Source organism: Brevundimonas sp. AVps4, from assembly GCF_058681525.1.
The window spans coordinates 1,643,705-1,670,385 of sequence record NZ_CM178741.1 but is presented as its reverse complement, the minus strand read 5'-3'; the positions used below and the strand labels follow the sequence as shown (position 1 = coordinate 1,670,385).

Below are 26,681 nucleotides of genomic sequence, written 5' to 3'. Positions count from 1 at the left end.
AAGCCCGCCGAAGCGGGCTTCGGCGGGCTGAGTTTCGGTTTTCGTTCGGGCGCGCCTAGTGGGCCACGCCCTTCCAGATGCGGCGATAGCTGGCGTAGGTCAGGCCCGCAAAGATCAGCAGGAAGATGATCACGCCGAAACCGGCCTGTTTGCGCTCGACCATCTTCGGCTCGGACGTCCAGGCGATGAAGGCCGCGACGTCCTTGGCGTACTGATCCACCGTCTGGGGCGAGCCGTCGTCATAGGTGACCTGGCCGTTCTGGAGCGGCGGCGGCATGGCGATGAAGCCGCCCTCGGGCACATGGTCCGGGTCGCCGGTCCAGAAGGGGGTCAGGTCGCCCTGCATATAGGGGTTGTAGTGCTGACCCGGACGGATCTGCAGGCCCGCGGGCGGGGTGCGATAGCCCGACAGCAGGGAGTAGATGTAGTCGGCGCCGCCGTGACGCGCCTTGGCCATGACCGACAGGTCCGGCGGCGCCGCCCCGCCGTTGCCGGCGGCAGCAGCGGTGGCGTTGGGATAGGGGGCGCGGAACTTGTCGGCTGGGGTGGCGTCGCGCTGGATCGGCTCGCCCGTCTCGCTGTCGATGTCAGGAACCTGGATCTCCTTGGCCAGGGCCTTCACCACCGGATTGTCGTTCGGATTCGGATATTTCGGATTCCAGAACGGCCCGTGGCGATCGCCCAGGTTCCGGTAGTGCATCAGGTTCATGCTGTGACAGGCGGCGCAGACCTCGTGATAGACCTTGTAGCCGCGCTGCAGCTGGCCCTGGTCATAGACGCCGAAGGGGCCGTCGAAGCTGAAGCCGCCGGAACGGGGGTGGGCCGCCCCGCCCTCCGCCAGGGCGGGCGCCGCCGTCATCAGGCCGAGGGCGGCGACCGCCGAAGCGACCAGTCTGGACATCGACACGCTCATTTTTCCAAAGCTCATGACGCTCAGCCCTTCTTCTCGGGCGAGGCGGGCGCGGCGGCCGGGACGGCGTCGCCCCCCGTCAGGACCGGTTCCGAGATCGTCGCCGGGATCGGCAGCGGCGTCTCCTTCAGCCCCACGAAGGGCAGGATCACCAGGAAGAAGACGAAATAGTAGAGGGTGAACAGCCGCGTCAGCCATAGGTAGGAGTTCACCTCTCCGTCGAACAGGACGAAGCTGGCCATGCCCGGAATGACCGGGGCGTCCGGCAGCTGACCGCCGCACCAGCCCAGGCCGACGCCGACCACCAGGAAGATGAAGAAGAAGGTCCGCATGGTCGGGCGATAGCGCATCGACCGCACCTTGGACGTGTCCAGCCAGGGCAGGACGAACAGGACGCCGATGGCGCTGAACATGGCGACCACCCCGCCGAACTTGTCCGGCACCGCGCGCAGGATGGCGTAGAAGGGCAGCATGTACCATTCGGGCACGATGTGGGCGGGCGTCTGCAGCGGGTTGGCCGGGATGTAGTTGTCGGCGTGGCCCAAGGCGTTCGGCTGATAGAAGACGAAGACGGCGAACAGGATCAGGAACAGGATGATCGCAAAGCCGTCCTTGACCGTGAAATAGGGGTGGAAGGGCAGAGTGTCCTTCTTGGCACGATCCTTCGGAATGAGGATGCCCACCGGATTGTTCTGACCGGCCGAATGCAGGGCCCAAAGGTGCAGGACCACGCAGCCCAGGATGGCGAAGGGCAGCAGATAGTGCAGGGAGAAGAAGCGGTTCAGCGTCGCATTGTCGATCGCCGGGCCGCCGCGCAGCCAGATCAGGATCGGTTCCCCGACCAGGGGCACGGCGCCGATCAGATTGGTGATGACCTCTGCGCCCCAGAAGGACATCTGACCCCAGGGCAGGACATAGCCCAGGAAGGCGGTGGCGATCATCAGGAAGAAGATCACGCAGCCGATGATCCAGATCATCTCGCGCGGCGCCTTGTAGGAGCCGTAGTACAGCCCCCGCAGCATGTGCAGATAGACGGCGATGAAGAACATCGAGGCGCCGTTGGCGTGGACATAGCGGATCAGCCAGCCGCCGTTGACGTCACGCATGATCCGCTCGACCGAGGCGAAGGCCAGGTCGACGTTCGGCGTATAGTGCATGGCCAGAACGATGCCGGTGACGATCTGCGTCATCAGGCACAGGGCCAGGATGCCGCCGAAGGTCCACCAGTAGTTCAGGTTCCTGGGCGTCGGCAGCGACATATAGTCGGCGCCGAAGCGGATGATGGGCAGCCGGGTGTCCAGCCATTTTTCGACGCCCGTCTTCGGGACGTAGGTGGATTCGTGTTCGCTCATTTCCTCCCCCTTCGCCCTCAACCGATCTTAACGCGGGTGTCGGACGTGTATTCGTAGTCGGGCACGACCAGGTTCAGGGGCGCCGGCCCCTTTCTGATCCGACCGGACGCATCGTAGTGCGAGCCGTGGCACGGGCAGAACCAGCCGCCGTAATCGCCGGCGCCGAAGGTCGGGACGCAGCCCAGGTGGGTGCAGGAGCCGACCACGACCAGATATTTCTCATGCCCGGACTTGGTGCGTTCCGCATCCGTCTGGGGCGGGCTGCCGACGGCGCCCTCGGTAATGACCTTCTGCAGCTCGGCCGGGGTGCGATAGCGCACGAAGACCGGCTTGCCCTGCCATTTGATCACGACCTGCTGGCCCTCCTGAACCTTGGTCAGGTCGAACTCGATCGAGGCCAGGGCCAGGGTGTCGGCCGCAGGGTTCATCTGATTGATCAGAGGCCAGGCGATCATCGCCCCGGCGCCCACCGCAGCGGCGCCCGCCGCGATATGGATGAAGTCGCGGCGATTCGGATCGCCCTCGCCTTCCGGAATCACACCCGTTTCGGCCACGTTTCACCTCTCGAAGACCGCCGGGACCGCCTGTGTTGGCGCTCCTCTGCTACGGCACGAACCCTAAAAGCGCTGCCCTGTGGTCCCCTCGGCCTGTATTTGCGGCGTTCGCCGCAAGCTGCTGACGTTTCTTGCGAAACGCTCGCAAACAGACCGCGACAAACCCCCAGGTCGCGTATACCTAGGGCTTAGAATGCGTCTCGCCCTTTTTCAACCGGACATTCCTCAGAACGTCGGCGCCTGTATCCGGCTGTCGGCCTGTTTCGGCGTCGCCCTGCACGTCATTGAGCCCACAGGCTTCCGTTTTGACGACCGCGCCATGAAGCGGGCGGCCCTGGATTACGGCCCCCTATCGCACATGACCCGCCATGCGGATTGGGACGCGTTCCAGCGCGAGCGACCCGCCGGACGGCTGGTGCTCTTCACCACCAAGGGGGCGACGCCCCTGCCCGACTTCGTCTTCGAACCCACCGACACGCTTCTGTTCGGCAAGGAGACCGCCGGCGCCCCGGACTATGTGCACGCCGCCGCAGACGCGCGCGTGGTGATTCCGCTCAGACCCGAGGCCCGGTCGCTGAATCTGTCGGTCACGGCGGGCATCGCCCTTTGGGAGGGCCTCAGGCAGACGGGCGGGCTAGGCTGACCGTCCGATCTATCCCGACCGCCGCCAGGAAGTCCGCATCGTGGCTGACGACAACGAGGGCGCCGTCATAGGCGCTCAACGCCGCCTCCACCGCCGCCACCGAATCGAGGTCCAGGTGGTTGGTCGGCTCATCCAGCACCAGAAGCTGCGGCGGGCGCGTTCCCGTCATGACGCAGGCCAGGGCGGCCCGCAGCCGTTCGCCGCCGGACAGGTCGCCGACCCGCCGATGCGCGGCCGTATTTCGAAACAGGAAGCGAGCCAGGGCCGCCTGGGCTTCTTGGACCGAACCGTCCGGATTCAGCCGCATCCAGGCCTCGACCAAGGTTTCCTGGGGGCGCAGCAGGGCCGCCTCCTGATCCAGCAAGGCTGCGGGAACAGGTCGCTGCACCTGGCCCGAAGTCGGTGCAAGATCGCCGGTGATGAGCCGCAGCAGGGTCGTCTTGCCCGCGCCGTTCGGGCCGGTGACGGCGACCCGCTCCGGGCCGGTCAAGGTCAGATCCACGGGGCCGACGATCCGCCGCCCGCCCTGTGTCGTCCAGACCGCCCCGCTCAAGGTCGCCACCGTCCGTCCCGCCGCAAGGCCTGTGGCGGGCATGGGGATGGCCAGGGTCCGCACCCGCTCCACCCCTTGGTGCGCGGCGGCCAGGGCGGTTTCCGCCTCCGCCGCCTGGCGCACAGCGAGGAGCCGGTCGGCGCCGCCGCTGTTTTCGGCCCGCTCGGCCCGGGCGTCGATCAGAATCCTGGGCATGTCGCCCTTGGCCGCCTTGCGGCGTCCGGCCGCGTCTCGCCGCGCCTTCATCTCCGTGCGACGCTGGGCGACCGCCGCCACGCGGGCCAGCGTCCGTTCAGCCTCGACCAGGTCGCGTTCGGCTGTTTCGCGCTCAATCGCCTTGCGTGCGGCGTAGAGGTCGTAGTTCCCGCCGTGGACGGCGACCCCCAGGCCGGACACCTCGACGATGCGATCCATGCGACGCAGCAGATCCCGGTCATGGCTGACCACCACCGCCCCGCCCTTCCAGCGACCCAGCACCTCGGCCACCCAGCGCCGCGCCTCGACGTCCAGGTGATTGGTCGGTTCGTCCAGCAGGATCAGGTCGGGCGCCGCCAGGATCAATCCCGCAAGCCGTAGCCGGGTCTGTTCCCCGCCGCTGAGGCTGCGTGTCGGCCGGTCCATCGGCAGGCCCGCCAACCCGACTTCGGCGAGGGCTGAATCGATCCGGGGTTCCAGGGTCCAATCGGCGTCGGCCAAGTCCTGGGCGTCGCCCGCGCCAGCCAGCAGCCGGTCGATCGCCGCCAGGGCCGGCGCGACGCCCAGGGTTTGCGCCGCTGTCTCGACGGGAGACGGATCGGACCGTTGATCCAGAACGCCGACAGAGCCGAGGCACGTGACCGTTCCCTCATTGGGGGACAGGTCGCCGGCGATCAGACGCAGCAGCGTGCTCTTGCCCGCGCCGTTGCGACCGACGACGCCGGTGCGCTCAGGCCCGAACGTCAGGCTCAGATTGTCGAAAAGCGTAACGCCGTCAGGCGTTCTAGCGGCGACCTTGTCGAGGGTCGCGAGCGCGCACGGGAACGCGCTTGGGCTTGGGCTGGTTGGCATGGAGGATCACGAGCAGCATGGCGGACAGGGCGGAACCGGTTGCCAGTGCGATGATCATGATCTTCGAGCCTCCTGCTCAAAACTCCTCAGAGACAGGAGGATGGGTCGTATTTATGCAATCCGCAAGTCCGGGGAGCCCCTGATATGAACACGCCCGCGTGAAGAGGGGGTGGCTCCGGGGTGGACCGATGGTCCGATGGCGCCCCGCCCACCAAGCCGCTAGGACGTCGGAATGGAGAGCCGCTTCCGCATAGAAGACCCTGCCGGAGCCGCCGCGCGCCGCGACGCGGCTGTTCAGCGGCTGCGCGACGAAACCGGCATCGACGAGGCGATGATCGACGCCCTGGTCGAGGGCTTCTACGCCCGCGTCCGCGACGACCGGCTGATCGGGCCGATCTTCGCGGATCGGATCGCCGACTGGGGCCCGCATCTGGCGCAGATGAAGCTGTTCTGGTCGTCGGTCGCCCTTTCGTCTGGCGTCTACCAGGGTCGGCCTATGCCGAAACATCTGCCCCTGCCGATCGACGCGCGCCACTTCGACCGCTGGCTTGAGTTGTTCGCCGAGACCGCCCGCGACCTGTGCCCGCCCGTCGCCGCGGCCCATTTCATCGAACGCGCCCGCCGCATCGCCGAGAGCCTGGAGCTCGGCGTCGCGACCGCAAACGGAGTGATGCTGGCCAAGGGCGAGCGTTTCTTGCGCCCGACACAGGCCTGGACGCCGGAGTAGGTCAACCGGGCTGGACGCGCCCAGCGCCGCAATGTTCACACATTGTTCTTGCTTAAATCGGGCAAATCATCCCCATATAGCAATGTCGCGCCGGAGCCCTCCGGCTCCTCTCCGCGTTTCCCGGACCGCATGACCGAAAAGCACAACTTCATCCGCGTTCGCGGCGCCCGCGAGCATAATCTCAAGGGCGTGGACCTGGATATTCCGCGCGAACAGCTGGTGGTGATGACCGGCCTGTCGGGCTCGGGCAAGTCGTCCCTTGCGTTCGACACCATCTACGCCGAGGGCCAGCGGCGCTATGTCGAGAGCCTGTCGGCCTATGCGCGCCAGTTTCTGGAACTGATGGGCAAGCCGGACGTGGACCTGATCGAGGGTCTGTCGCCGGCCATTTCGATCGAACAGAAGACGACGTCCAAAAACCCTCGCTCGACCGTCGGCACGGTGACGGAGATCCACGACTATATGCGCCTGCTGTGGGCGCGGGTCGGCGTGCCCTATTCGCCGGCCACCGGCCTGCCGATCGAGAGCCAGACCATCAGCCAGATGGTCGATAAGCTGACGGCCCTGCCCGACGGCGAACGCATCCTGCTGCTGGCTCCGGTCGTTCGCGGCCGCAAGGGCGAGTACCGCAAGGAAATCGCCGAATGGCAGCGTCAGGGCTTCCAGAGGCTGAAGATCGACGGGCAATTCTATCCGATCGACGAAGCCCCGACCCTGGACAAGAAGTTCAAGCACGACATCGACATCGTCGTGGACCGGATCGTGACCAAGCCGGATCAGGAAGGTCGCTACGCCGACAGCCTGCAGACGGCGCTGAGCCTCGCCGACGGTATCGCCACGGCGGAATGGGCCAGCGTCGCCGAGGGCGAGACAGCGCCGCGCACCCTCGTCTTCTCCGAACGATTCGCCTGCCCGGTGTCCGGCTTCACCATCTCGGAGATCGAGCCGCGGCTGTTCTCGTTCAACAATCCCTTCGGCGCCTGTCCGGTGTGCGACGGCCTAGGGGTCAAGCTCGCCTTCGACGCCGACCTGGTGATCCCCGATCGCGACAAGAGCCTGCACAAGGGGGCGGTAGCGCCGTGGGCGCGCGGCCCCTCACCTCTCTATACCCAGACGCTTCAGTCGCTCAGCCGCCACTACGGCTTCTCGATGGATGTGGCTTGGCGCGATCTGCCGGCCCAGGCGCATAAGGCGATCCTGCACGGCACGGGCGCTGAGAAGATCAAATTCACCTATGACGACAACGCCCGCAAATACGAGGTCTCTAAGCCGTTCGAGGGCGTCCTGCCGAACCTGGAGCGGCGCTGGCGCGAGACCGACAGCGCCTGGGTTCGCGAGGAGCTGGCACGCTATCAGTCCGAGACCCCCTGTGAGGCCTGCGGCGGCAAGCGGCTGAAGCCCGAGGCCCTGGCCGTCAAGGTCGGCGGCGAGGACATCGCCGATATCTCCATGCTGTCGATCTCCAAGGCCTACCTCTGGTTCTCGACCCTGGAAGAGAGCCTGACAGAGAAGCAGATGGAGATCGCCCGGCGCATCCTGAAGGAGATCTGCGACCGGCTGCGGTTCCTGAACAACGTCGGTCTGGACTATCTGAACCTGTCCCGCTCGTCCGGCACCTTGTCGGGCGGAGAGAGCCAGCGCATTCGTCTGGCCTCGCAGATCGGTTCGGGCCTGACCGGCGTCCTCTATGTGCTGGACGAGCCCTCCATCGGCCTGCACCAGCGCGACAACACCCGCCTGCTGGAAAGCCTGAAAGGGCTGCGCGACCTCGGCAATTCGGTCCTTGTGGTCGAGCACGACGAGGAAGCCATCCTGACCGCCGACTATGTCATCGACATGGGCCCCGCTGCGGGGGTGCATGGCGGCACGGTCTGCGCCGAGGGCACGCCGCAACAGGTTATGGCCAATCCCAACAGCCTGACCGGCAAATATCTGACCGGCGAACGGGAGATCGAAATTCCTGCCGATGGCCGCCGTCCGGTGGACCGCAAGCGGATGCTGAAGATCTCTGGCGCCAGCGGCAACAATCTGAAGAGCGTCACCGGCGAAATCCCGGTGGGCCTGTTCACCTGCATCACCGGCGTATCCGGAGGCGGCAAATCGACCTTCACCATCGAGACCCTGTACAAGGCCGCCGCGCGTCGCCTGAACAATGCGTCGGACGCCCCCGCCCCCTTCGACCGCATCGAGGGGCTGGAGCATTTCGACAAGGTCATCGACATCGACCAGTCGCCGATCGGCCGCACCCCGCGCTCCAACCCCGCCACCTACACCGGCGCCTTCGGCCCCATCCGCGACTGGTACGCCGGCCTGCCGGAATCCAAGGCGCGCGGCTACGGCCCCGGCCGTTTCAGCTTCAACGTCAAGGGCGGCCGCTGCGAGGCCTGCCAGGGCGACGGCGTCATCAAGATCGAGATGCACTTCCTGCCCGACGTCTACGTCACCTGCGACGTCTGCAAGGGCAAGCGCTACAACCGCGAAACGCTGGAGATCGTGTTCAAGGGCAAGTCGATCTCGGACGTCCTGGACATGACGGTCGAGGAGGCCGCCCAGTTCTTCAAGGCGGTGCCGCCGATCCGCGACAAGATGCTGACGCTGGAGCGGGTGGGCCTCGGCTACGTCAAGGTCGGCCAGCCCGCGACCACCCTGTCCGGCGGCGAGGCCCAGCGGGTCAAGCTGTCCAAGGAACTGTCGAAACGCGCGACCGGCCGGACCCTCTACATCCTCGACGAGCCGACCACCGGCCTGCATTTCGAAGATACGCGCAAACTTCTGGAAGTGCTTCAGGAACTGGTCGAGGCTGGCAACACCATCGTGGTGATCGAGCACAATCTCGACGTCATCAAGGTGGCGGACTATCTGCTCGACTTCGGGCCGGAAGGCGGCGACGGCGGCGGCGAGATCGTCGCGGTCGGCACACCGGAACAGGTGGCGGAGAACAAGACCAGCTGGACCGGAAAATACCTCAAGGAGGTGCTGGATCGTCACGAGACCCGGCGCAAGGCGCGGGTCGCGGCCCTGGGTCAGGCGGCGACGCCCCCGCCGGCGAAGCGGAAGCGGGTCAAGGCCTCGGCCTGAGGTTTTACTCCAGACGCTGAAACGTCTCCGTCAGCCCTCCAGCTGCTTCAAGATCGCCGCGAACGGGCTCCAAAGCAGGACGGTGATCAGTGCGAAACCGAGCGCCATCAGCGTCATCAGCAGCAGGGCCGCCAAACCCGCGCCTGCGCCGGAGCCGGACATGGCCGCCGTCATAGGCCAGGCGACGAGGGCCAGCAGCAGACCCACCAACAAGGCCATGGCGACGGCGAGAACATTCACGCCGATCAGAGGCCAGACGATGGGGCCGCTGCGCTTCCATCCTTCCACGAGAGGAAGGCCGCTCCGCAGCACCGTGAGAGGCGCGACCAAGCTGAGTCGAGCGGCCACCCAGAGACCCAGTGCGAAGGCGATCAGATTCACGATGACGCCTCCCGCCAGACCGATCGCCGCGCCGGCGCCCCGAGTGGCGAGGTCCGCTCCGACGTTCAATACGACCTGAACGACGACCAGAATAATCAGAACCCCCAACATCCGAGCCTCGGTCTTGCCCAGTCGCAGGAAGCCGAACCGTCGTTTCTCAGGCTCAAGCACTGCGCGGTAGACGGCCGGCGCGACGAGGGCCTGGGCCAACAGCAACGGCGGCATGAATCCAGCCATGGCCAAGCCGAAGGCTTGTAGCGCTTCTGGCGACAAGGCGTTGATATCGCCGTTGGCGGCCTGCAACTCGGCCATATGGGGCATGATTGCGGGCGCCGCGAGCAGACTGCTCAATATGAGCCCGATCAGCCAGACCATCGACCAGAGGAGAACCGCCGCCGGGTTCTGGCGCGTCACGCGAAACCCCTCGAATGCGGCGTCGGTGGCGGAAAAACTCATGATCGAACTCCAGATCAGATTCGGCGGGACTTTAGACCATCCCTGCGTCGGCGTCGCGCCGGCGCAGGACATGCGGGGCCTCCAAAGATTTGGACACCCCATCGGCTGGGAGACGGTGGGTGAGGAAGGCGGCCTGCCCCGCACCCACGCCGCGGGCCTCCTGTCCGTGAGCCTCCATGATCCATGTCCGCCACCGCTCCAGCCCCATATCGCGGCTACATCCACACCCTGACGTCAACCGCCGACGCAGGGCAAAGGCGGCGGGGCGCGGCCTCCCAAGTCGCAAGTACAAAACCTCTGGTCTATGGACGCCCGCCTCATCCGTGTTAGGCAGCAGGAGCAGGGGGACTGTAGAATGATGCGTATTCTGATCGCGGCGGCGGCCGCCTGGTTTGTTGCGGCTTCTTCGAGCTGGTCGCAGGACGTGGAGCGGGCGCCGACGCCCGCCTGGGTCGTCGCCTCGCCGATCAGCGCACGTCCCGCCGTCATCGACGACGCGCCCGTTCGACTGCTGTCGGTCGATGATCAGGTCCGCTTCGACGCCGACGGCGCACACATCTACTACGGTCGCCGCACCCTGGTTCAGACCTCTCAGGGCCTGCCCAACGTCAGTACGGTGAGCGCGGTGTGGAATCCGGCCCATGAGACGGTTCAGGTTCATGCCGTCCGTATTTTGCGCGGCGACCAAATCATCGACGTGCTTCAGGACCAGAGCTTCCAGGTCCTGCGTCGCGAGAACAATCTGGAATCCTCCATGTTGGACGGCCGCCTGACCGCGACCCTCCAGCCGCGCGATCTTCGGGTTGGCGACATATTGGAGACCGCCTTCACGATCCACGATAGGGGTGGCGTCCTGGCGCCTCATCGCGAACATCTGGTCAACGCCAACGCCGGTCTGACCATCGACCACTATCGTCTTCGCGCCAACTGGCCCGCCAGTCAGCCCCTCAAGGTGACGGCGTCGGCGCCCTGGGCCGACGTCAGAGCCAAACGGGTCGGAGCGGATCAGGTCTTTGAGATCGAGACCCGAGGCCTGGCCCCGGTTCGGCTGCCGAACAATCTGCCGGGTCGTTTCATGCTCCCGCGGATCGTTCAGTTCACGGACTTCACTGACTGGAGCGCCGCCTCCGCCCTGATGGCGCCCCTGTATGATCAGGCCTCGGTTCTGGAGGCCGACTCCCCGCTCAAGGCCCGCATCGAAGAAATCCGCGCGGCGCAGCCCACCGCCGCCGGCCGGGCCGCCGCAGCTCTGCGTCTGGTGCAGGACGAGGTCCGATATCTGGCTCTCTCCATGGGCGAAGGCGGCTATGTGCCCACTGCCGCCGACGAAGTCTGGCGCAGTCGATACGGCGACTGCAAAGGCAAGACGGTGCTGCTGCTCGCCCTGCTCCACGGGCTGGGCATCGAGGCTGAGGCGGTTCTAGTCAGCACCGAGAACGGCGACGGCCTGCCTGATCGACTGCCGGCCATGGTCTGGTTCGACCATGTGCTGGTGCGCGCCGTAATCGACGGAAAAACCTACTGGATGGACGGAGCGTCTGTTGGCGATCGGACCCTGGAAGACCTGACGCCGCCCGCCTACCACTGGGGTCTCCCGGTTCGTCCGCAGAACGCCGCGTTCGAGCCGATCGTTCAGCCGCCCCTTACGTCGCCAAGCTTCGAGACATCGACCACTCTGGACGCTTCGGCCGGTCTGGATGCGGATGCGCCCTTCGTCATGGACCTCGCCTATTTCGGCGCTTCGGCTCTTCAGATGCGGCGCCAGATGAGCGCCGTCACCCGCGAACAGCTTCAAACCGCCATGACCGCCTCGATGAAAGAAAAGAAAGAAGGGGTGAAGGTTGAGACCGTCGATACGCGCTATGACGACGACGCCAACGTCTTCCACATTCTGCTGAACGGCAAGATCCGCATGAGCTGGGTCAACGGCGCGGGCGGCGGCCGTATCATGGGCCTGCCGGAAGTCTCGGTCTTCATCCCCTATCAGGAGGAGCGGACCGGCCTGTTCGCCGAATACAAGGATCTGCCTTACGCCATCGCTCACCCCTATATGAATCGGACCACCATTCGCGTGAAGTTGCCCGATGGCGGCGAAGGTTTCCGGTTGGAAGGGGGAGATCAGACGGTGGAAGGCGGCGGCTACCGCGTCTCGCGCCAGACCAGCCTGAAGGACGGCTTGGCCGAGGCGATTCTGAGCACCACCAGCCTGACGCCCGAACTTTCAGCCGAGGAAATGGCGCAGGCCCGCACCCGGTCCAAGGCCATGGTGGATACGGTGCTGCGTCTGCGCGCGCCCGCTGGCTATCAAGCCACGGCGGCGGATCGCGCTCGATTGGAGCCTGGCGACGACAGCGTGACCGAGTTGATCGAACGCGCGGAGGGGCTGGGAGAGAGCGGCGATGTCGAAGGCGCCTTGGCCCTGCTGGACGCTGCTGTGACGGTCGAGCCGGACAATGCCGAGGCCCGTCGCAAGCGAGCCTACGCCCGCCTGCGCCAGAGGGATTACGCCGGCGCCCGCGCCGACTATGACCACGCTGCTGATCTTGACCCCGCCGACGTCGACGCCGCTGTGGGCCAGGGCCTCGTCGCCATGAGCGAAGGCCGCTATCCCGACGCCGTGATCAGCTTCTCTGTGGCGCTGCGGCTGGACCCGACCCAGACCACGGCCCTGGGTGATCGTGCGGAAGCCTATTATCAACTAGGCCGCTTTGATCGATCCCTCGCCGACTTCCGCGCCCTGAAAACCGCCGAACCGGAACAGGACCGCGGCCTGTGGGGTGAGTTGCGCGCCCTGCGTCGATTGGGTCGAGGCGAGGAGGCCCGCACCCTTATTTCAGCCACGCTGAAGGACACGCCTACAAACTATGCCGCCCTCCAGCAGCTTGTCGCACTGTCCAAGGCCGAAGGTCGTTTGAGAGAGGCCCTGCCCGCGCTGGACGCCGGCCTGGCGGCCTCACCCGACTCCTTCGGCTTGCTGGCACAGCGTGGCGCGGCCAAGGCGGAGCTGGGCGACGCTGCGGGCGCCCAGGCGGACTTCGAAACCATGCGGCGGCTGGCGGCCGGAGACCCGGCTCTACTGAACGACGTCTGCTGGAGCCAGGCCGTCAGCGGCTTCGACATGGACCAGGCCCTGGCCGACTGCGACGTCGCCGCCGAATCCGGGGTCGCCGCCTTCGTTGACAGCCGCGCTATGGTCTTGCTGCATCTGGGCCGCCTTGATGAGGCCAAGGCCGCCTATGATCAGGCGCTGGAGACCCTGCCCAATCTGCCCGCCTCACTCTACGGACGCGGCCTAGCCCGTCTCGCTCTGGGCGACGTCGGCGGTCAGCAGGACGTGGATAGGGCGAAGGCTCTGGACATCGATGCGAGCGAGAACTTTGCGGTGTTCGAGGCGCGCCATCCTCGACCGTAAGCCTAGGCCGCAAAAGGTCGAGAACGGGAGGGCCCGCGCCTTAGCCCTCCGCGTTCAGTCCGAACGGCCGTTGTCGCGCAGGTGGCGCAGGATGACGGCCACGGCTTCGAAATCGATCTTGCCACGAACCGGACGCAGCCGCCGCCGAAGCTGGCGCCCTTAAGCGTCGCGCGATGGGCTTCGAGAGCGGCCCGGTCCGGATAGAGTGAAATATAGTTCTTCTGGCTGTTGAAACTGACTACGGCGTCACCCCCGGCGGGCCATAGCCGGGCATGCCCCATTGCATCCGCTCTTCCCAGTCGTGATACGTCGATCGGCACAGATCGCGCAGCCGTCGAGACCCTCCGGCTCGACCTCCGTCGTGAACTCATCGACGGTCGCTGCCTTCGACTGAACCATCCGCCCTACCCTTCGGGTCGGCGCAGCCTGCCACGACCGCCGGACGCGCCAAGCTGGCGCAGTTCACGCCGGGCAGCGCGTTTCGGTCTGACTGGCGTCCAGCTTGATCTCCGACACCGACACCGTCAGCGTGCCGCTGGTGGCCATGTGGAACGGAACCTCGACCCGCGACAGGTCCCCGCCGTCGGTGCGGAAACAGGTCAGGGGAATGCGGGCCTCGCGCCACTGACCGACCGGGGCTGATCGCAGCAGCTCGGTCAGGTCCACCGCCCCGCCGCCCAGTTTGAAGACCACCGGCGCGCTCGGCGCGGCGTCCACGCGGTAGCGGAAGCCCAGCGCAACGGCGCCGTTGGCTTGGCGCGTCAGGTCGACGGGCGTGCCCCAGATCTCGACGCTGGCCGGCCCGGTTCCCGCAAAGGCGAACTGCTGCCCGCTTTCCTGGGCCAGGTCGTCGACCGGGCGCGAGGCGACGCCGGCGCGCGGGCTGGTCGCCGTCTTGGCCGTGCCGGGTCGGGTCTGGCCTCCTGCGTCGTTCAGCAGCAGGCTCCACGGCGAGACGAACCGGCCGTCGACGAAATAGCGGTCCAGATTGGTGGCCTGGGCCGAGACCCCGCTCTCCTCCGACAGCATCCCCACCCGCGCCGGGGCGGCGTAGGTCAGACCGTAGCCATAGGCGAACTGCGGGTCATAGCCCGGCTGGCCGTGATTCAGCGGCGTCCCCGTCGCGTCCTTGGGCCAGCTGAAGGACAGTTTGCCGGTGAAGTCGTGGCGCGGCTTGCCGTCGGCCGGGCCCACCAGGACGTCGGCGATCCCGCCGCCCTCGGTCCCCGGCAGCCAGGCGGCCACAAAGGCGTCGGACGCGTTGATCTCCGGATTGGTCCACATCGGCCGCCCGGACAGGAAGACCGAAACGGTCGGAATCCCGGCCGCCTTCAGCCGTTTCAGCATCTCCAGCGGAGCCGTCGGGACGAAGTCCAGATTGTCCACGTCGCCTTGGAACTCGGCATAGGGGGTCTCGCCGAAGACGACGATCGCCACATCCGGTTTTTGGGTGAAGGACCCGTCCGCGCTCAAGGTTGCGGTCCCGCCGCCGGCCTTCACCGCCTCTTCGATCCCGCTCCAGATCGACTGGCCCTGGGGGAAGTCGGCATTCGTATTGCCCGTCCCCTGCCAGCTCAGGGTCCAGCCGCCCGAGGCCTGGCCGATGTCGTCAGCCGCCGTCCCCGCCACAAGCACCCGCGCATTGGCCCGAACCGGCAGGACGCCGTCATTCTTCAACAGCACCAGCGACTTGCGCACCGCCTCGCGCGCCAGGGCGCGGTGCGCGGGTGAAGCCAGCTCCTCGAACCGGCCTTCCATCGGCCGCGCCGGTTCGAACAGGCCGGTCTTGACCTTGGCCACCAGAATGCGACGCACCGCCTCGTCCACCCGCGCCATAGGGATCTCGCCCGACCGGGCCTGGGCCAGGGTCGAGGCGTACAGCGGCTTCCAGCTGTCGGGCGCCATCAGCATGTCGATGCCCGCGTTGACCGCCAGGGCGCAGCTCTCATTGGTGCAGCCCGGCAGTTGGCCGTGCGCGTTCCAGTCGGAGACGACGAATCCCTTGAACCCCAGCGGCCCGCGCAGGACATCGGTCAGCAGGGTCGGATTGCCTGAGTGCTTGTAACCGTTCCAGCCCGAGAAACTGGCCATGATCGACAGCACGCCCGCGTCGATGGCCTGGACGTATCCGCCCAGGTGGACGTCGATCAGCTCCTGCTCCGTGCCCCGGAAATCGCCCTGATCCTCGCCCTCGAAGGTGCCCCCGTCGGCCAGGAAATGTTTGGCCGATCCGGCGATATGGCCGGGCGCCAGCGGCCGCCCCGGCTGCAGCTCGCCCTGAAGGCCCAGGGTCATCGGCCCGGCGTAGGACCGCTGCACCTCCGGGTCTTCGGCATAGCCCTCATAGGACCGACCCCAGCGGTCGTCGCGCGGCACGGCCAGGGTGGGGCCGAAGGTCCATTCGGCCCCCGTCACCGCCACCTCCAGCGCCGTGGCCTCGCCGATGCGTCGGATCAGGTCCGGATCGCGCGCGGCGCCCAGGCCGATGTTGTGCGGGAAGATGGTGGCGCCGGGGACATTGTTGTGCCCGTGAACCGCGTCGATGCCGTAGATCAGCGGGATCACCGTCCCGCCCCGGCTCTCGTTGGCGGCGCGGAAGGCGCGGGCCAGGTCCAGCCATTTCTGCGGCGGCGCCTTGTCGTCGCCCCAGGGGCCGGAGCTGCCGCCCGCCAGGATCGAACCCAGCGGATAGGTCTTCAGATCGTCGGGGGTGATTGAAGAGATGTCGGCCTGGATCAGCTGACCGACCTTCTCCTCCAGCGTCATCTTGGCCATCAATTCGGAGACGAAGGCCTCGGTGCGGGCGTCGGATATGGCGGCCGGGGTCGCGGCCTGCGGCCACAGGGCCGGGTGAGCGCGCGACGCTTCGGGAACCGTCGCCGTCTGCGCCAGGGCTGGCGCGCCCCCGCTCACGGCCAGGGCCAGCACCATCAGGGACACAGTCGCGCGCATCGGATTTCCTCTCGGGATGAACCAGGAGGACGTGCGTCTGACGGATCGGAAAACAGGCGGACGGGCGCGACGGAACGGCGACGTCCCGACCCTTGCCCCTCAGCGCGTCTGCTCCCGAGCGATCGATCCGCCGCCCTTCGGCGCGATTAGGGCCGGGCCGGCGCAACCCGTCAAGCCATTTTTGAGAACGTTCTCACAACCGCCCTGCGCGCGATGTCGCAGGGCGGTCGGCGCGCGCGACTTAGGCCGGCAGGTCTTCGGCCAGGATGGCCATTTCGAACATGAAGGAGCCTTCCTCGTCCTCGTCCTCAAAGACGACGCCGATGAACTCGTCTCCGACATAGACTTCGGCCGAGTCATTCTGCTTGGGACGGGCCTTCACGATGATGCCGCCGGTGTTGAAGGTGCGCTTGAGGTGGGCCTCGATGCGCTTCAGGTCAGTGTCTTTCACGGGGGCCTCATGGTCTTGGGTTGGCCGCGGACCCTAGAGACATCGGGGCGTGAGGGGAACCGCTAGATGCGCTTTTTCAACCCTCTCCCGCTTGCGGGAGAGGTGTCGCGTCGATCGGCGAAGCCGATCCGGCGACGGATAGGGAAGTCTCGCCCAAAGGAAGACTTCCCCCATCGTCAGGCGTGTCGCTGCGCGCCACGACCTGACACTTCCCCCGCAAGCGGGGGAAGGTCGATCCCTCAGATCACGAAGTCGTACACGACCTCGGCCAGCGTATGGTCCATCGTCCGGGCCGGCTCGGCGCCGGTGGGGCAGTTGACCAGGCGGGCGGGCACGCCCGCCACGGTGCAGCCGGACGGCACGTCCTTCAGCACCACCGAGCCCGAGGCCACCTTGGCGTAGTCGCCGATATGGATATTGCCCAGCACCTTGGCCCCGGCGCCCAGCAGGACGCCCTTGCCGATCTTGGGGTGGCGATCGCCTCGCTCGGCGCCCGTGCCGCCCAGGGTCACGCTGTGCAGCATGGAGACGTCGTCGCCCACGACCGCAGTCTCGCCGATGACGATGCCGGTGCCGTGGTCCAGGAACAGCCCCTGGCCCAGCCGCGCGGCCGGATGGATGTCCAGCTGGAACAGTTCGGAGATCCGGCTCTGGAAGTGGAAGGCTAGGGTCTCACGGCCCTGGCCCCACAGCCAATGGGCCACGCGCCAGCCCTGCAAGGCCTGAAAACCTTTGAAATAGAGGAAGGGCTGCAACAGATTGCGGATGGCCGGATCGCGTTCGGCCACGGCGCGCAGATCGGCTTCCGCCGCCGCGACCATGGCCGGATCAGCGGCGAAGGCCGACAAGCAGACCTCGCGCACCGACATGGCGCTCATTTCCGGATCGGCAAGTTTGCGCGCGATCTGGAAGCTGAGGGCGCCGGCCAGATCATCGTGCGACAGGATGACGGCGTTCATCTGCGAACCCAGCTGGGGCTCCTCGCGCGAGGCGGCCTCGGCGGAGGCGCGCAGCTGGCGCCACACGCTGTCAGTTTCCGCGACGACTTCAAGCTTGGGCATGCCGGACTCCTTCGGCGACATCATACCCGCCCCAGCATGGCCTTAGCCAGCGCCGGAGGCAGGGCTCCATTCAAGCCCATATGATAGGCCTTATACGCCGTCGCCACCGTCAGGCTGTCCCGCACCGTCCCGCGCCCGACTTCGTCGAGCAGATCCAGGAACGGCACGCGCACGACGGCGATCACCTCGGTCGGGTCCGGCGCCACCGGCACAGGCCTCAGGCCCCAGGCGATCCAGGTGTGCGCCATCTCGGTCGTGACAGAGTTCGACAGCTCCATCGTCAGGGCCGGCGTCCAGTGGGCGGCCTCCAGCCCCGCCTCCTCGGCCAGCTCCCGCCGGACGCCGTCGAACGGATCCTCGTCGAGGGACGCCCCGCCCTCGGGCATCTCCCAGGAATAGTTGGCGAAGGCGAACCTCTGCTGCCCGACCAGAACCACCGTGCCGTCGTCATGCACCGGCAGCACCCCGGTCGCGACATTCTTGGGCCGCATCACCGCATAGTCCGCCAGCCGGCCCGTCGGGGCGATCACCCGGTGCCGCGTCAACCGCATCCACGGATTTTCGAACACCGTCTCCTCGGTCTTGCTGCGCCAGGCCGGCGGCTTGGCCAGGCCGGCGGCCCATTTCGGTTCGTCGAAATCGCTCATACCTCAGCTATGGCGGACGGCGGGGGGAAAGCCTAGCTAGACCGCATGACCCCGCCGCCCCTCTTTTCGTTGAACGCCGCCCTGCCCGCACCGGTCCCGTCGCAGGAGCTGCGCGATCGGCTGGCCACACGCCGCTCCGCCCCGGCCCAGGCCCTGACCAGCCCCGGCCCGACGCAGGCCGAACTGGATCAGATCCTGACCCTGGGCGCCCGCACGCCCGATCACGGCAAGCTGTTTCCCTGGCGGTTCGTGGTCCTGGGGCCGCAGAGCCGCGGGCAAATCGCCGAAAAACTGTCCGGCCTTGCGCAGACCCAGGGCCGTCCCGCCAAGGAGCAGGCGGTCCTGGCCAAGCTGACCGCCGCCCCCGTCACCGTCCTGGTCATCTCGGCGCCCGTGCCCGACGCCAAGCCGCTCTGGGAGCAGCAGATGTCGGCCGGCGCGGTCTGTATGAATCTGGAGCATGCGGCCGGCGCCTTCGGCTATGCTTCCAGCTGGATCACGGACTGGTACAGCTATGACGCCCAGGCCACAGCCCTGTTCGGCCTGACCGACGGCGAGGCGGTCGCCGGCTTCATCCATATCGGAACCCTGAACGAACCGGCCCTGGAACGCCCCCGCCCCGACATGGCGGCCAAGGTCACCCGCCTGCCCTAGATCTGGACAGGCCTTGTCGTTAATCTTTTCCCTCTAAGCGTCAGACCCTTAGCTGTAGCGAGTGGTCCGATGTCCTGTGTGGGTTGCAAAGATGGGGCGGGGTTCGACCTGCCCATCACCATGGCTTTCCAGCCCATCGTCAACGTCTCAACACAGACAGTCTTCGCCTACGAGGCGCTTGTGCGGGGCAAGGACGGCGCCGGCGCCGGTCAGGTGCTGGCTCAGATAGCTGACCACAACCGCTACGCCTTCGATCAGGTCTGTCGCACCACCGCGATCGAACTGGCGGCCGGGCTCGACATGGCGGCGACGGGCGCCAACCTGTCGATCAATTTTCTGCCCAATGCGGTCTATGAGCCGCGCGCCTGCATCCGCGCCACCCTGGCGGCGGCGATGCGAACAGGCTTCCCCGTGAACAAGATCATCTTTGAGTTCACCGAGAGCGAGGCGATGGACGCCGACCACATCCTGAACATCCTGCGCTCCTATCGCGCCATGGGGTTCAAGACGGCCATCGACGACTTCGGCGCCGGTTACGCGGGCCTGGGTCTGCTGACCCTTTTCCAGCCGGACATCGTCAAGCTGGACATGGCCCTGATCCGCGACATCGACACCGATCCGGTTAAGCGCACCATCGTGCGCAACACCCTGAACATGCTGCGCGATCTGGGCGTTGAACCGGTCTGCGAAGGTATAGAGACCCCGGCCGAACACGACGTCCTGCGCGACTTGGGCGTCGATCTGATGCAGGGCTATCTGTTGGCAAGACCGGCGCTTGAGGCCCTGGGGCTGGTCGCCTGGCCCCGCGCCGCGTCACTGGCCCGCACCGCCTGACGGTTCTTTCTCCGGCCGGTGCACCAGAGACACCAGCACCACCGAGATGATCATCAGCAGGAACCAGGCCCCCAGCTTGTGCAGGGACACCGGCTCCCAGCCCCCGTCCTGCCCCGGATAGGTCCAGGCCCGCGCGAAGGTGCCCAGGTTCTCGGCGACCCAGATGAACAGGGCCACCAGCCCATAGCCCAGCAGCAGCGGCATCGACCGCCGACGCCGGTCCGCCGTGAAATAAAACCGCCCCCGCCCGAACAGCAGGACTGTCGCCAGAAACAGAACGATCCGCACGTCCGGCAGCCAGTGATGGGCGAAGAAATTCACATAGACGGCTGCCGCCAACAGCCAGGTCGTCCACAGCGGCGGATAGCCGCGCACCCGGATATGGAATATCCGCTGCACCCGCGCGATATAGCTGCCCACCGCCGCATACATGAAGCCCGAGAACAGGGGCACGGCGCCGATGCGCAGCAGACTGTCCTCCGGATAGATCCACGACCCGTGCGCGGTCTTGAACAGCTCCATGATCGTCCCCGCCACATGGAAGAGGAAGATCACCCGCGCCTCCTCCCAGCTCTCCAGCCGGAAGGCCAGCATGGCGATCTGGATCACCACCGCCCCGATCGCCAGAAAATCATAGCGCGAGATCGGCGTCGTGTCCGGCCACCACAGGAAGGTGCCGACGATCAGCCCCAGCATCAGCCCCCCGAACAGACACGCCCACCCCTGTTTCAACCCGAACCAAAGGAACTCGTAGGCGTAACGACGCGGACGAGACCGGTCGGCCCAGGTCTGGGCGCGCGTGAGGAGACGGCGCCCCCAGGCTTCCAGAGGCAAGGAGGAACTTCGCGACATGCCCAAGGCTTAGCCCAAGCCAGCGGACTTGCCATCCGCTGTCGATCAACTTAAGCCTCGGCCCGCGATGCGACGCCCTGGGCCCTCCCTGTCAGCCGGTCTGAAGCTGGTTTTGCAGCTGGTGCTGGCGCTTGTCGCCTTTGCGCCGGCGGCGTCGGCCCACGCCTGCGCCGAAGCGAACTGCGCGGCAGTCGCTGTCGTCGGCGAAGCCGTTTCGGATCAGGACCAGGGCTGCATCGATTGCGGGCCTGCCTGCGCCAACGGCTGCTGCCACGCGCCTCACCCCGCATATAGATCAGCCCCGATCCTGATCCAGACGCCGGCTCACACAGCCGCGCGTCACGCCTGGCGTCAGTCGCCGGAACCTACGCCGGTCGATACCGCCGGCCCCGACCGCCCCCCGCGCGTCTGATCCCGCCAGGGCCGCACAGGCCCACTTCGCCTCGTCCGCGTCGTTCCGCTGCTGGGTGGAGCGCGCCTATCGTCGTCAGGGCCGGCCCGTGCGCCGGCCGAGGATCAGATCATGACCATCGCCTATCATCTCCTGGCCGGAGTCGCCTTCGCGACTCTGCTGCCCGCCGCCGCCGCCCTCGCCCAAGACCAGAGCCAGACCTCGCCATACCCGCCCCAAACACCGCCCGCCGAAGAAGTCGCGGAGCTGGAGGAGATCTTCGTCGTCTCGACCCGCTCCCGCCGCCGCGTTCAGGACGAGCCCGTCCGGATCGAGGTGCTGAACGAAGAGGAGATCGCCGAAAAGCTCATCATGCGTCCAGGCAACATCTCGATGATCCTGGCCGAAACCGGCGGGGTGCGCGTCCAGGTCACCTCCCCCGGACTGGGATCCGCCAACGTCCGCGTTCAAGGCATGAGGGGTCGCTACACTCAGTTGCTGGCCGATGGCCTGCCCCTTTACGGCGGCCAATCCTCGTCCCTGGGCCTGCTGCAGATCCCGCCCAGCGATCTGGGGCAGGTCGAGGTGATCAAGGGCGCCGCCTCGGCTCTATACGGCGGACAGGCTTTGGGCGGCGTGGTCAATCTGATCTCCCGCCGACCGGGCGAAACCCGCGAAGGCGAGTTGATCCTGAACGCCACTTCGCGCGACGGTCAGGACGTCTCGGCCTACGCCGCTGCTCCCCTGTCTTCAGACTGGAGCGGCTCCGTCCTGGCGACCTACAATCATCAGGCGATCCAGGACCTGGACGACGACGGCTGGATCGACATGGCCGGCTACACGCGCTGGTCGGCCCGGCCGCGGCTGTTTTGGAACGGCGACGACGGCGCGACCCTGTTCCTGACGGCAGGCGGCATGACCGAGCGGCGGCGGGGCGGCACGCGCGACGGCGCCCTGGCCCCCGACGGTCAGCCCTTCCGACTGGATCAGGAGACTGACCGCCTGGACGCCGGCGCCGTCTATGAACGGCCTCTGGGCGACAGCGCCTGGCTCCAGGCCCGCGCGTCCGCCGTCGAACAGAGCCACCGCCACCGGTACGGCGATCTGATCGAAGAAGACCGCCACCAGACCTTCCTGGTGGAGTCCTCCGTCTCGGCCGAGGCTATGGGCGCCGACTGGATGGGCGGCCTGGTATGGCAGGCGGATGACTACGCCTCGGACGCCTTCCCGGCCTTCGACTATCGCTACACGGCCCCGGCCGTTTTCGCCCAGGTCGAACGCGACTGGACCGAGGATCTGACGGTTTCGGCCAGCGCCCGCTATGACGACCACAGCCGCTACGGCGGTCAGTTCAGCCCGCGATTGTCCCTGCTTTGGCGACCGGGTCCGTGGACCGTGCGGGGTTCGTGGGGACGCGGCTTTTTCGCCCCTACGCCCTTCGTGGAGGAGACCGAGGCTGCGGGCCTGTCGCGGCTGGAGCCCATCGCCAATCTGGAGGTGGAAACGGCCTCGACCGCCTCGCTGGACCTGGGCTGGGCCAGAGGATCTTGGGAGACCAGCCTGACGCTGTTCGGGTCGGACATAGACGACGCAGTGCGGCTTCAGCCTGTCTCCGCCGACCGAGCGCGGCTGATCAACGTGGACGGCGTCACCCGCACCCGTGGGGTCGAGCTGCTGGGCCGCTGGCGCCGGGCGCCTTTCGTGCTCACCGCCAACTACATGTATCTGGACGCCGACGAGCCGGAGGAAGCAGGATCTGCGCGGCGCGACACGCCGATGACGCCGCGTCATTCGGCCGGCTTCGTGGCCATGTGGGAGGAACACGATCGCGGCCGCCTCGGCTTCGAGGCCTATTACACAGGCGCCCAGCCGCTGGACGACGATCCCTACCGCGATCGCGGCGAGGCCTACTGGGAGCTGGGGCTGTTGGGCGAGGTGGTTCTGGGTCGCTACCGCCTGTTCCTGAACCTGGAAAACCTTCTGGACGAACGCCAGACCCGGAGCGATTCCTTGCTCAGGCCGACCCGCACGGCGGACGGCCGCTGGACAACCGACGCCTGGGCCCCGTTGGAGGGGTTCGTCGCCAACGCCGGGGTCCGTATCCGTTTCGGCGGTTGATCCAGACGTCGCGGGCGGGGTGCGATCTCACCCCCGCCCGCGATAGGTCGGCACGCCCTGGTCCGGCAGCCACAGGCCCTCGGGCGCCGGGCCCGTCTGCCAGAAGACGTCGATCGGTATCCCCCCGCGCGGATACCAATACCCCCCGATCCTCAGCCATTTCGGCTCCAGCAGATCCGCCAGCCGCCGGCCGATGGCGACGGTGCAGTCCTCGTGGAAGGCGCCGTGGTTGCGGAAACTGGTCAGGTACAGTTTCAGGCTCTTGGACTCGACCAGCCAGTCGCCCGGCGCATAGTCGATGACGATATGGGCGAAGTCCGGCTGGCCCGTCACCGGGCACAGGCTGGTGAACTCGGGCGCTGTGAACCGGGCCAGATACAGCGTATCCGCATGCGGGTTCGGCACCCGTTCCAGCACGGCCGTCTCGGGACTGGTCGGGGCGGCGGTCTGGGCGCCCAGCTGGCTGAGGTTGTCGGTGTAGTGGGTCATGGCGCGCCTCAGATCAGGCCGGCCAGGGGCGACGACGGGTCGGCGTACATCCGCTTGGGCATCCGCCCCGCCAGATAGGCGTCGCGACCGGCGATCACGGCGTGCTTCATCGCGCGCGCCATGCGGATCGGATCCTTGGCCCCGGCAATGGCGGTGTTCATCAAGACGGCGTCGCAGCCCAGCTCCATCGCCCGGGTGGCGTCCGAGGCCGTGCCCACTCCGGCGTCCACCAGAACCGGCACCTTGGCCTGTTCGACGATCAGCCGGACATTGACCTCGTTCTGGATGCCGAGCCCAGAGCCGATCGGGGCGGCGGCCGGCATGATGGCGGCGGCGCCGGCGTCTTCCAGCCGCTTGGCCATGACCACGTCGTCGGTGCAATAGACCATGACGTCGAACCCGTCCTTGATCAGCATGTCCAGGGCCCGCAGGGTCTCGACCATGTCGGGATACAGGTGGGCGGTGTTGGACAGGACCTCCAGCTTGACCAGACTCCACCCCCCCGCCTCGCGCGCCAGGCGCAGGGTGCGCACCGCGTCCTCGCCGGTGAAACAGCCGGCGGTGTTGGGCAGGAAGGTGAAACGGTCGGGCTTCACATAGTCGACCAGCATCGGCTGGTTCGGATCGGTCAGATTCACCCGGCGCACGGCCACGGTCACGATCTCGGCCCCCGCCGCCTCGGCGGCGGCGGCGTTCTGGGCGTAATCGGCGTATTTGCCGGTGCCCACGATCAGGCGTGAGGTAAAGGTGCGGCCGGCGACGGACCAGGTTTCGGGGGCTGTATCGGTCATGGGTGGTGACCTAGTCCTGTCGCGCCCGATGCGAAAGGGCGGATCGATCACGCCGCGTTGCGAGACCGGGCCAGATGAACTAGACTAAGTGGACTAAGTTCACCGGGAGCGACGCATGGAAACGGTCAACGTCCACGAGGCCAAGACCCACCTGTCGCGCCTGCTGGACCGGGCCGCCAAGGGTGAAACCATCACCATCGCCAAGGCAGGCAAGCCGATCGCCAAACTGGTTCCCATCGAGGAGACGCCGATCGACACCTCGCGTCGGTTCGGCTTCATGCGGGGTCAGATTAAAGTTCCTGACGACTTCGACACCATGGGTCAGGCCGAAATCGAGGCGATGGTCTATGGCGAAGGCGTTCACGAGGGCGACGAGGGCCAATGAGGCTGTTGATCGACACTCACCTGCTGCTCTGGGCGTCGGAGGATCGCGCACGGCTTCCCGCCAAGGCGCAAGCCTTGATGGCCGATCCCGACAATCAACTGGTGTTCAGCGCGGTCAATATCTGGGAGGTCGTCGTCAAGCACGGCCTGAAGCGACCTGACTTCGACGTGGACGCCCTGGTGTTCCGCCGCCAGTTGCTGGACGCGGGTTATGAGGAAATTCCGGTGACCAGCCTGCACGCGCTGGAACTGGCAGGATTACCGCTGATCCACCGCGACCCGTTCGACCGGCTGCTTATCGCCCAGGCCATGGCCGAGGGAATGCGACTGCTGACGGCCGACCGGCAGGTCGCCTTCTACCCCGGCCCCATCCTCAAGGTCTGATCAACCGCCGCCGACGAACTGGACCAGTTCGATCCGGTCCCCCTCGGCCAGGGCGGTGACGGCGTGCAGCGACCGGGGCACGATCTCCAGATTACGCTCGACCGCCACCTTGCGGGGGTCCAGCGCCAGTTCCTCGACCAGCTCCGTCACCGTCGTCGCATAGACCTCGCGTGGATCGCCGTTGACTTGAATACGCAAACCGTCTGCCTCGATGCCCGTGTGTCGGCGTGTCATAGCGCGTTTCGGCGCGGAGGGCATGAGGCGCCGCCGCATTCACATGGCCTACCCCTATTCGTCGCCTACCCCTATTCGTCGTCCTCGGGCTTGACCCGAGGACGACGGCGGTGGGTGATGGGGAGACGGAAGGCTAGCGCCCACCAAACCCATCCGTTCTCCCCCTTTTCCCCGCCTTCTCGCCCCTCCGACGGGAAATCCGTTGACGCCCGCGCGGATGACGTTAGGTCAAGCCGTTTCCACGCTGCGCTTTGACCCGCGCCGCGCCTGAGCTACAAGGCCGGCCCTGAACCGTCAGAGGTCGCCCGATTCCGGAGCCTCGTTTCGAGAACCGATGTCCGACACGTCCGTCATCCATGTGCTGAACGGCCCTAACCTGAACCTTCTCGGGGTGCGGGAGCCGGAGATCTATGGCCGCGACACCCTGGCGGACATCGAACAGCGCTGCGTGACGGCGGCGGGCGAGGCGCAGATCGTGTTCCGCCAGACCAACCATGAAGGCGTGCTGGTGGACTGGATCCAGGAGGCGCGTGAGAAGGCGCAGGCCCTGATCCTCAACCCAGCGGCCTATGGCCACACCTCGGTCGCCCTGCACGACGCGCTGAAGACCCTGACCATACCGGTCATTGAGCTTCATCTGTCCAATCCGGCGGCGCGCGAGGCGTTCCGCCATCACTCCTATGTGTCGTCCGCGGCGACCGGCGTCATCGCCGGCTTCGGCGCGGCAGGCTATGAACTGGCCGTGCAGGCGGCCCTGACCCAGATCCGGGAACGCGCCTGAGGGCCGACCCGTTCGCAATCCAAGACGAAAGACAAAGGCGCAATCCAATGGCCGATGACAAGAAACACGCCGAGATCGACGCGTCCCTGGTTCGCCAGCTGGCCGAGATCCTGAACGAGACCGACCTGACCGAGGTCGAGGTCGAGCGCGGCGAGCTGCGCATCCGCGTGGCGCGCGAAGTCACCGTCAACGCCGCTCCGGTGCAGTACGCCGCAGCCCCGGCTCCGGCCGCTGCGCCTGCGGCCGCCGTCGCCGCGCCGGCCGCTATGCCGTCCGACCCCGCCACCATCGTCGCCCGCGCCGGCGAAGAGGTGAAGTCGCCGATGGTCGGCACCGCCTACCTGCAACCCTCGCCGGAGGCCGCGCCATTCGTCCAGCCGGGCGACAAGGTGAAGAAGGGTCAGACCCTGCTGATCGTCGAAGCCATGAAGACCATGAACCCGATCCAGGCGCCGCGCGACGGCGTGGTGGCTGAGATTCTGGTCGGCGACGCCCAGCCGGTCGAGTACGGCGAAGCCCTCGTCCTGCTGGAAGCCTAAGGCGCC

The 26,681-nt window shown here is 66.9% G+C and carries 25 protein-coding genes; 11 read left to right on the top strand and 14 right to left on the bottom strand.

Translation table 11 applies throughout. The features are described 5' to 3' along the window. Positions 1-55: 55 nt before the first annotated feature. From ACW178_RS08170 to petA, 3 genes are read right to left on the bottom strand one after another with little or no spacing between them, the layout of a single operon-like run. Positions 56-901 (bottom strand): cytochrome c1, encoded by an 846-nt coding sequence (locus ACW178_RS08170; protein WP_054766902.1) that lies wholly within the window; start codon positions 899-901, stop codon positions 56-58. A 32-nt stretch (positions 902-933) separates the two neighbouring features. Further along, positions 934-2,262: a cytochrome b gene (locus tag ACW178_RS08165; RefSeq protein ID WP_054765384.1), complete on the bottom strand. Its 1,329-nt coding sequence runs from the start codon at positions 2,260-2,262 to the stop codon at positions 934-936. 17 nt (positions 2,263-2,279) lie between these two features. Then, a complete protein-coding gene (petA, locus tag ACW178_RS08160; protein WP_054765383.1) occupies positions 2,280-2,816 on the bottom strand; it encodes a ubiquinol-cytochrome c reductase iron-sulfur subunit in 537 nt (178 codons plus the stop codon). 193 nt (positions 2,817-3,009) lie between these two features. Here petA and ACW178_RS08155 point away from each other — a divergent pair, with 193 nt between their 5' ends. Then, entirely contained in the window at positions 3,010-3,459 is a 450-nt protein-coding gene (locus ACW178_RS08155) for a tRNA (cytidine(34)-2'-O)-methyltransferase (RefSeq protein ID WP_054765382.1), read from the top strand. Here ACW178_RS08155 and ACW178_RS08150 read toward each other — a convergent pair. Next, on the bottom strand, positions 3,434-5,059 hold the full coding sequence (locus ACW178_RS08150) for an ABC-F family ATP-binding cassette domain-containing protein (RefSeq protein WP_492024456.1): 1,626 nt from the start codon (positions 5,057-5,059) through the stop codon (positions 3,434-3,436). The genes ACW178_RS08155 and ACW178_RS08150 overlap by 26 nt on opposite strands. A 232-nt stretch (positions 5,060-5,291) precedes the next feature. Here ACW178_RS08150 and ACW178_RS08145 point away from each other — a divergent pair, with 232 nt between their 5' ends. Together ACW178_RS08145 and uvrA are read left to right on the top strand one after the other, a co-directional pair. Beyond that, positions 5,292-5,786, top strand: a complete 495-nt coding sequence (locus ACW178_RS08145) for a group III truncated hemoglobin (RefSeq protein WP_054765380.1) — start codon at positions 5,292-5,294, stop codon at positions 5,784-5,786. 129 nt (positions 5,787-5,915) lie between these two features. Continuing rightward, entirely contained in the window at positions 5,916-8,864 is a 2,949-nt protein-coding gene (gene uvrA, locus ACW178_RS08140) for an excinuclease ABC subunit UvrA (RefSeq protein ID WP_492024455.1), read from the top strand. 30 nt (positions 8,865-8,894) lie between these two features. Here uvrA and ACW178_RS08135 read toward each other — a convergent pair whose 3' ends face one another. Then, on the bottom strand, positions 8,895-9,701 hold the full coding sequence (locus ACW178_RS08135) for a hypothetical protein (RefSeq protein WP_492024454.1): 807 nt from the start codon (positions 9,699-9,701) through the stop codon (positions 8,895-8,897). 355 nt (positions 9,702-10,056) lie between these two features. On the opposite strand from ACW178_RS08135, the gene ACW178_RS08130 reads away from it, so the two are divergent. Next, a complete protein-coding gene (locus ACW178_RS08130) occupies positions 10,057-13,113 on the top strand; it encodes a DUF3857 domain-containing protein (protein ID WP_287106000.1) in 3,057 nt (1,018 codons plus the stop codon). Positions 13,114-13,575: 462 nt separating this feature from the next. Here the strand turns inward: ACW178_RS08130 and ACW178_RS08125 are convergent, their stop codons facing one another. The 4 genes from ACW178_RS08125 to ACW178_RS08110 all read right to left on the bottom strand — a co-directional run bounded on the left by ACW178_RS08125 (position 13,576) and on the right by ACW178_RS08110 (position 18,224). After that, entirely contained in the window at positions 13,576-16,065 is a 2,490-nt protein-coding gene (locus ACW178_RS08125) for a glycoside hydrolase family 3 protein (protein WP_492024453.1), read from the bottom strand. A 241-nt stretch (positions 16,066-16,306) separates the two neighbouring features. Beyond that, the gene (locus ACW178_RS08120) at positions 16,307-16,516 is read right to left on the bottom strand and encodes a DUF3126 family protein (protein ID WP_182713675.1); all 210 of its coding nucleotides are present in this window, start codon (positions 16,514-16,516) and stop codon (positions 16,307-16,309) included. Positions 16,517-16,755: 239 nt separating this feature from the next. Then, on the bottom strand, positions 16,756-17,577 hold the full coding sequence (gene cysE / locus ACW178_RS08115) for a serine O-acetyltransferase (protein ID WP_201462448.1): 822 nt from the start codon (positions 17,575-17,577) through the stop codon (positions 16,756-16,758). Between the two features lie 20 nt (positions 17,578-17,597). After that, the gene (locus ACW178_RS08110; protein ID WP_191558041.1) at positions 17,598-18,224 is read right to left on the bottom strand and encodes an NUDIX domain-containing protein; all 627 of its coding nucleotides are present in this window, start codon (positions 18,222-18,224) and stop codon (positions 17,598-17,600) included. A 45-nt stretch (positions 18,225-18,269) separates the two neighbouring features. Between ACW178_RS08110 and ACW178_RS08105 the strand changes: the two genes are divergently transcribed. Both ACW178_RS08105 and ACW178_RS08100 read left to right on the top strand, forming a co-directional pair. Further along, entirely contained in the window at positions 18,270-18,878 is a 609-nt protein-coding gene (locus tag ACW178_RS08105) for a nitroreductase family protein (protein WP_191558040.1), read from the top strand. Positions 18,879-18,947: 69 nt separating this feature from the next. Beyond that, positions 18,948-19,712, top strand: a complete 765-nt coding sequence (locus ACW178_RS08100; RefSeq protein ID WP_054765373.1) for an EAL domain-containing protein — start codon at positions 18,948-18,950, stop codon at positions 19,710-19,712. On the opposite strand, the gene ACW178_RS08095 is transcribed toward ACW178_RS08100, so the two are convergent. Both ACW178_RS08095 and ACW178_RS08090 read right to left on the bottom strand, forming a co-directional pair. Beyond that, positions 19,692-20,564 carry a DUF817 domain-containing protein gene (locus ACW178_RS08095; protein ID WP_082382662.1) on the bottom strand — a complete coding sequence of 291 codons (873 nt, stop codon included), beginning with the start codon at positions 20,562-20,564 and terminating at the stop codon, positions 19,692-19,694. The two genes, ACW178_RS08100 and ACW178_RS08095, sit on opposite strands and share 21 nt — an antisense overlap. A 91-nt stretch (positions 20,565-20,655) precedes the next feature. Further along, positions 20,656-20,838, bottom strand: coding sequence for a hypothetical protein (locus tag ACW178_RS08090; RefSeq protein ID WP_152949872.1), 183 nt, complete (start codon positions 20,836-20,838; stop codon positions 20,656-20,658). A 249-nt stretch (positions 20,839-21,087) separates the two neighbouring features. On the opposite strand from ACW178_RS08090, the gene ACW178_RS08085 reads away from it, so the two are divergent. After that, positions 21,088-23,073 carry a TonB-dependent receptor plug domain-containing protein gene (locus tag ACW178_RS08085; RefSeq protein ID WP_054765371.1) on the top strand — a complete coding sequence of 662 codons (1,986 nt, stop codon included), beginning with the start codon at positions 21,088-21,090 and terminating at the stop codon, positions 23,071-23,073. 27 nt (positions 23,074-23,100) lie between these two features. Here ACW178_RS08085 and queF read toward each other — a convergent pair whose 3' ends face one another. Further along, positions 23,101-23,562, bottom strand: a complete 462-nt coding sequence (gene queF, locus ACW178_RS08080; RefSeq protein ID WP_054765370.1) for a preQ(1) synthase — start codon at positions 23,560-23,562, stop codon at positions 23,101-23,103. Between the two features lie 8 nt (positions 23,563-23,570). After that, positions 23,571-24,353, bottom strand: a complete 783-nt coding sequence (locus ACW178_RS08075; protein ID WP_054765369.1) for a HisA/HisF-related TIM barrel protein — start codon at positions 24,351-24,353, stop codon at positions 23,571-23,573. 115 nt (positions 24,354-24,468) lie between these two features. Here ACW178_RS08075 and ACW178_RS08070 point away from each other — a divergent pair, with 115 nt between their 5' ends. Both ACW178_RS08070 and ACW178_RS08065 read left to right on the top strand, forming a co-directional pair. After that, complete coding sequence (locus tag ACW178_RS08070; protein WP_152949869.1) at positions 24,469-24,738, top strand: type II toxin-antitoxin system Phd/YefM family antitoxin; 270 nt, start codon at positions 24,469-24,471, stop codon at positions 24,736-24,738. Continuing rightward, complete coding sequence (locus ACW178_RS08065) at positions 24,735-25,121, top strand: type II toxin-antitoxin system VapC family toxin (RefSeq protein ID WP_054765367.1); 387 nt, start codon at positions 24,735-24,737, stop codon at positions 25,119-25,121. The genes ACW178_RS08070 and ACW178_RS08065 overlap by 4 nt, the downstream gene beginning before the upstream one ends. Here ACW178_RS08065 and thiS read toward each other — a convergent pair whose 3' ends face one another. Further along, entirely contained in the window at positions 25,122-25,319 is a 198-nt protein-coding gene (gene thiS / locus ACW178_RS08060; RefSeq protein WP_054766899.1) for a sulfur carrier protein ThiS, read from the bottom strand. It abuts the gene before it with no gap. 370 nt (positions 25,320-25,689) lie between these two features. Here thiS and aroQ point away from each other — a divergent pair, with 370 nt between their 5' ends. Then, positions 25,690-26,136: a type II 3-dehydroquinate dehydratase gene (gene aroQ / locus ACW178_RS08055; RefSeq protein ID WP_054765366.1), complete on the top strand. Its 447-nt coding sequence runs from the start codon at positions 25,690-25,692 to the stop codon at positions 26,134-26,136. A gap of 47 nt (positions 26,137-26,183) precedes the next feature. Beyond that, entirely contained in the window at positions 26,184-26,675 is a 492-nt protein-coding gene (gene accB / locus ACW178_RS08050; RefSeq protein WP_054765365.1) for an acetyl-CoA carboxylase biotin carboxyl carrier protein, read from the top strand. Positions 26,676-26,681: the final 6 nt, after the last annotated feature.

What these genes read in the sequence shown, in the direction of transcription:
- accB (WP_054765365.1), top strand. Translation starts at nt 26,184, where the DNA reads ATGGCCGATGACAAGAAACACGCCGAGATCGACGCGTCCCTGGTTCGC.
- ACW178_RS08125 (WP_492024453.1), bottom strand. Translation starts at nt 16,065, where the DNA reads ATGCGCGCGACTGTGTCCCTGATGGTGCTGGCCCTGGCCGTGAGCGGG.
- ACW178_RS08095 (WP_082382662.1), bottom strand. Translation starts at nt 20,564, where the DNA reads ATGTCGCGAAGTTCCTCCTTGCCTCTGGAAGCCTGGGGGCGCCGTCTC.
- queF (WP_054765370.1), bottom strand. Translation starts at nt 23,562, where the DNA reads ATGACCCACTACACCGACAACCTCAGCCAGCTGGGCGCCCAGACCGCC.
- ACW178_RS08135 (WP_492024454.1), bottom strand. Translation starts at nt 9,701, where the DNA reads ATGAGTTTTTCCGCCACCGACGCCGCATTCGAGGGGTTTCGCGTGACG.
- ACW178_RS08100 (WP_054765373.1), top strand. Translation starts at nt 18,948, where the DNA reads ATGTCCTGTGTGGGTTGCAAAGATGGGGCGGGGTTCGACCTGCCCATC.
- ACW178_RS08105 (WP_191558040.1), top strand. Translation starts at nt 18,270, where the DNA reads ATGACCCCGCCGCCCCTCTTTTCGTTGAACGCCGCCCTGCCCGCACCG.
- ACW178_RS08070 (WP_152949869.1), top strand. Translation starts at nt 24,469, where the DNA reads ATGGAAACGGTCAACGTCCACGAGGCCAAGACCCACCTGTCGCGCCTG.
- ACW178_RS08150 (WP_492024456.1), bottom strand. Translation starts at nt 5,059, where the DNA reads ATGCCAACCAGCCCAAGCCCAAGCGCGTTCCCGTGCGCGCTCGCGACC.
- ACW178_RS08130 (WP_287106000.1), top strand. Translation starts at nt 10,057, where the DNA reads ATGATGCGTATTCTGATCGCGGCGGCGGCCGCCTGGTTTGTTGCGGCT.
- ACW178_RS08170 (WP_054766902.1), bottom strand. Translation starts at nt 901, where the DNA reads ATGTCCAGACTGGTCGCTTCGGCGGTCGCCGCCCTCGGCCTGATGACG.
- aroQ (WP_054765366.1), top strand. Translation starts at nt 25,690, where the DNA reads ATGTCCGACACGTCCGTCATCCATGTGCTGAACGGCCCTAACCTGAAC.
- cysE (WP_201462448.1), bottom strand. Translation starts at nt 17,577, where the DNA reads ATGCCCAAGCTTGAAGTCGTCGCGGAAACTGACAGCGTGTGGCGCCAG.
- ACW178_RS08110 (WP_191558041.1), bottom strand. Translation starts at nt 18,224, where the DNA reads ATGAGCGATTTCGACGAACCGAAATGGGCCGCCGGCCTGGCCAAGCCG.
- ACW178_RS08065 (WP_054765367.1), top strand. Translation starts at nt 24,735, where the DNA reads ATGAGGCTGTTGATCGACACTCACCTGCTGCTCTGGGCGTCGGAGGAT.
- ACW178_RS08085 (WP_054765371.1), top strand. Translation starts at nt 21,088, where the DNA reads ATGACCATCGCCTATCATCTCCTGGCCGGAGTCGCCTTCGCGACTCTG.
- ACW178_RS08165 (WP_054765384.1), bottom strand. Translation starts at nt 2,262, where the DNA reads ATGAGCGAACACGAATCCACCTACGTCCCGAAGACGGGCGTCGAAAAA.
- ACW178_RS08145 (WP_054765380.1), top strand. Translation starts at nt 5,292, where the DNA reads ATGGAGAGCCGCTTCCGCATAGAAGACCCTGCCGGAGCCGCCGCGCGC.
- ACW178_RS08155 (WP_054765382.1), top strand. Translation starts at nt 3,010, where the DNA reads ATGCGTCTCGCCCTTTTTCAACCGGACATTCCTCAGAACGTCGGCGCC.
- uvrA (WP_492024455.1), top strand. Translation starts at nt 5,916, where the DNA reads ATGACCGAAAAGCACAACTTCATCCGCGTTCGCGGCGCCCGCGAGCAT.
- ACW178_RS08075 (WP_054765369.1), bottom strand. Translation starts at nt 24,353, where the DNA reads ATGACCGATACAGCCCCCGAAACCTGGTCCGTCGCCGGCCGCACCTTT.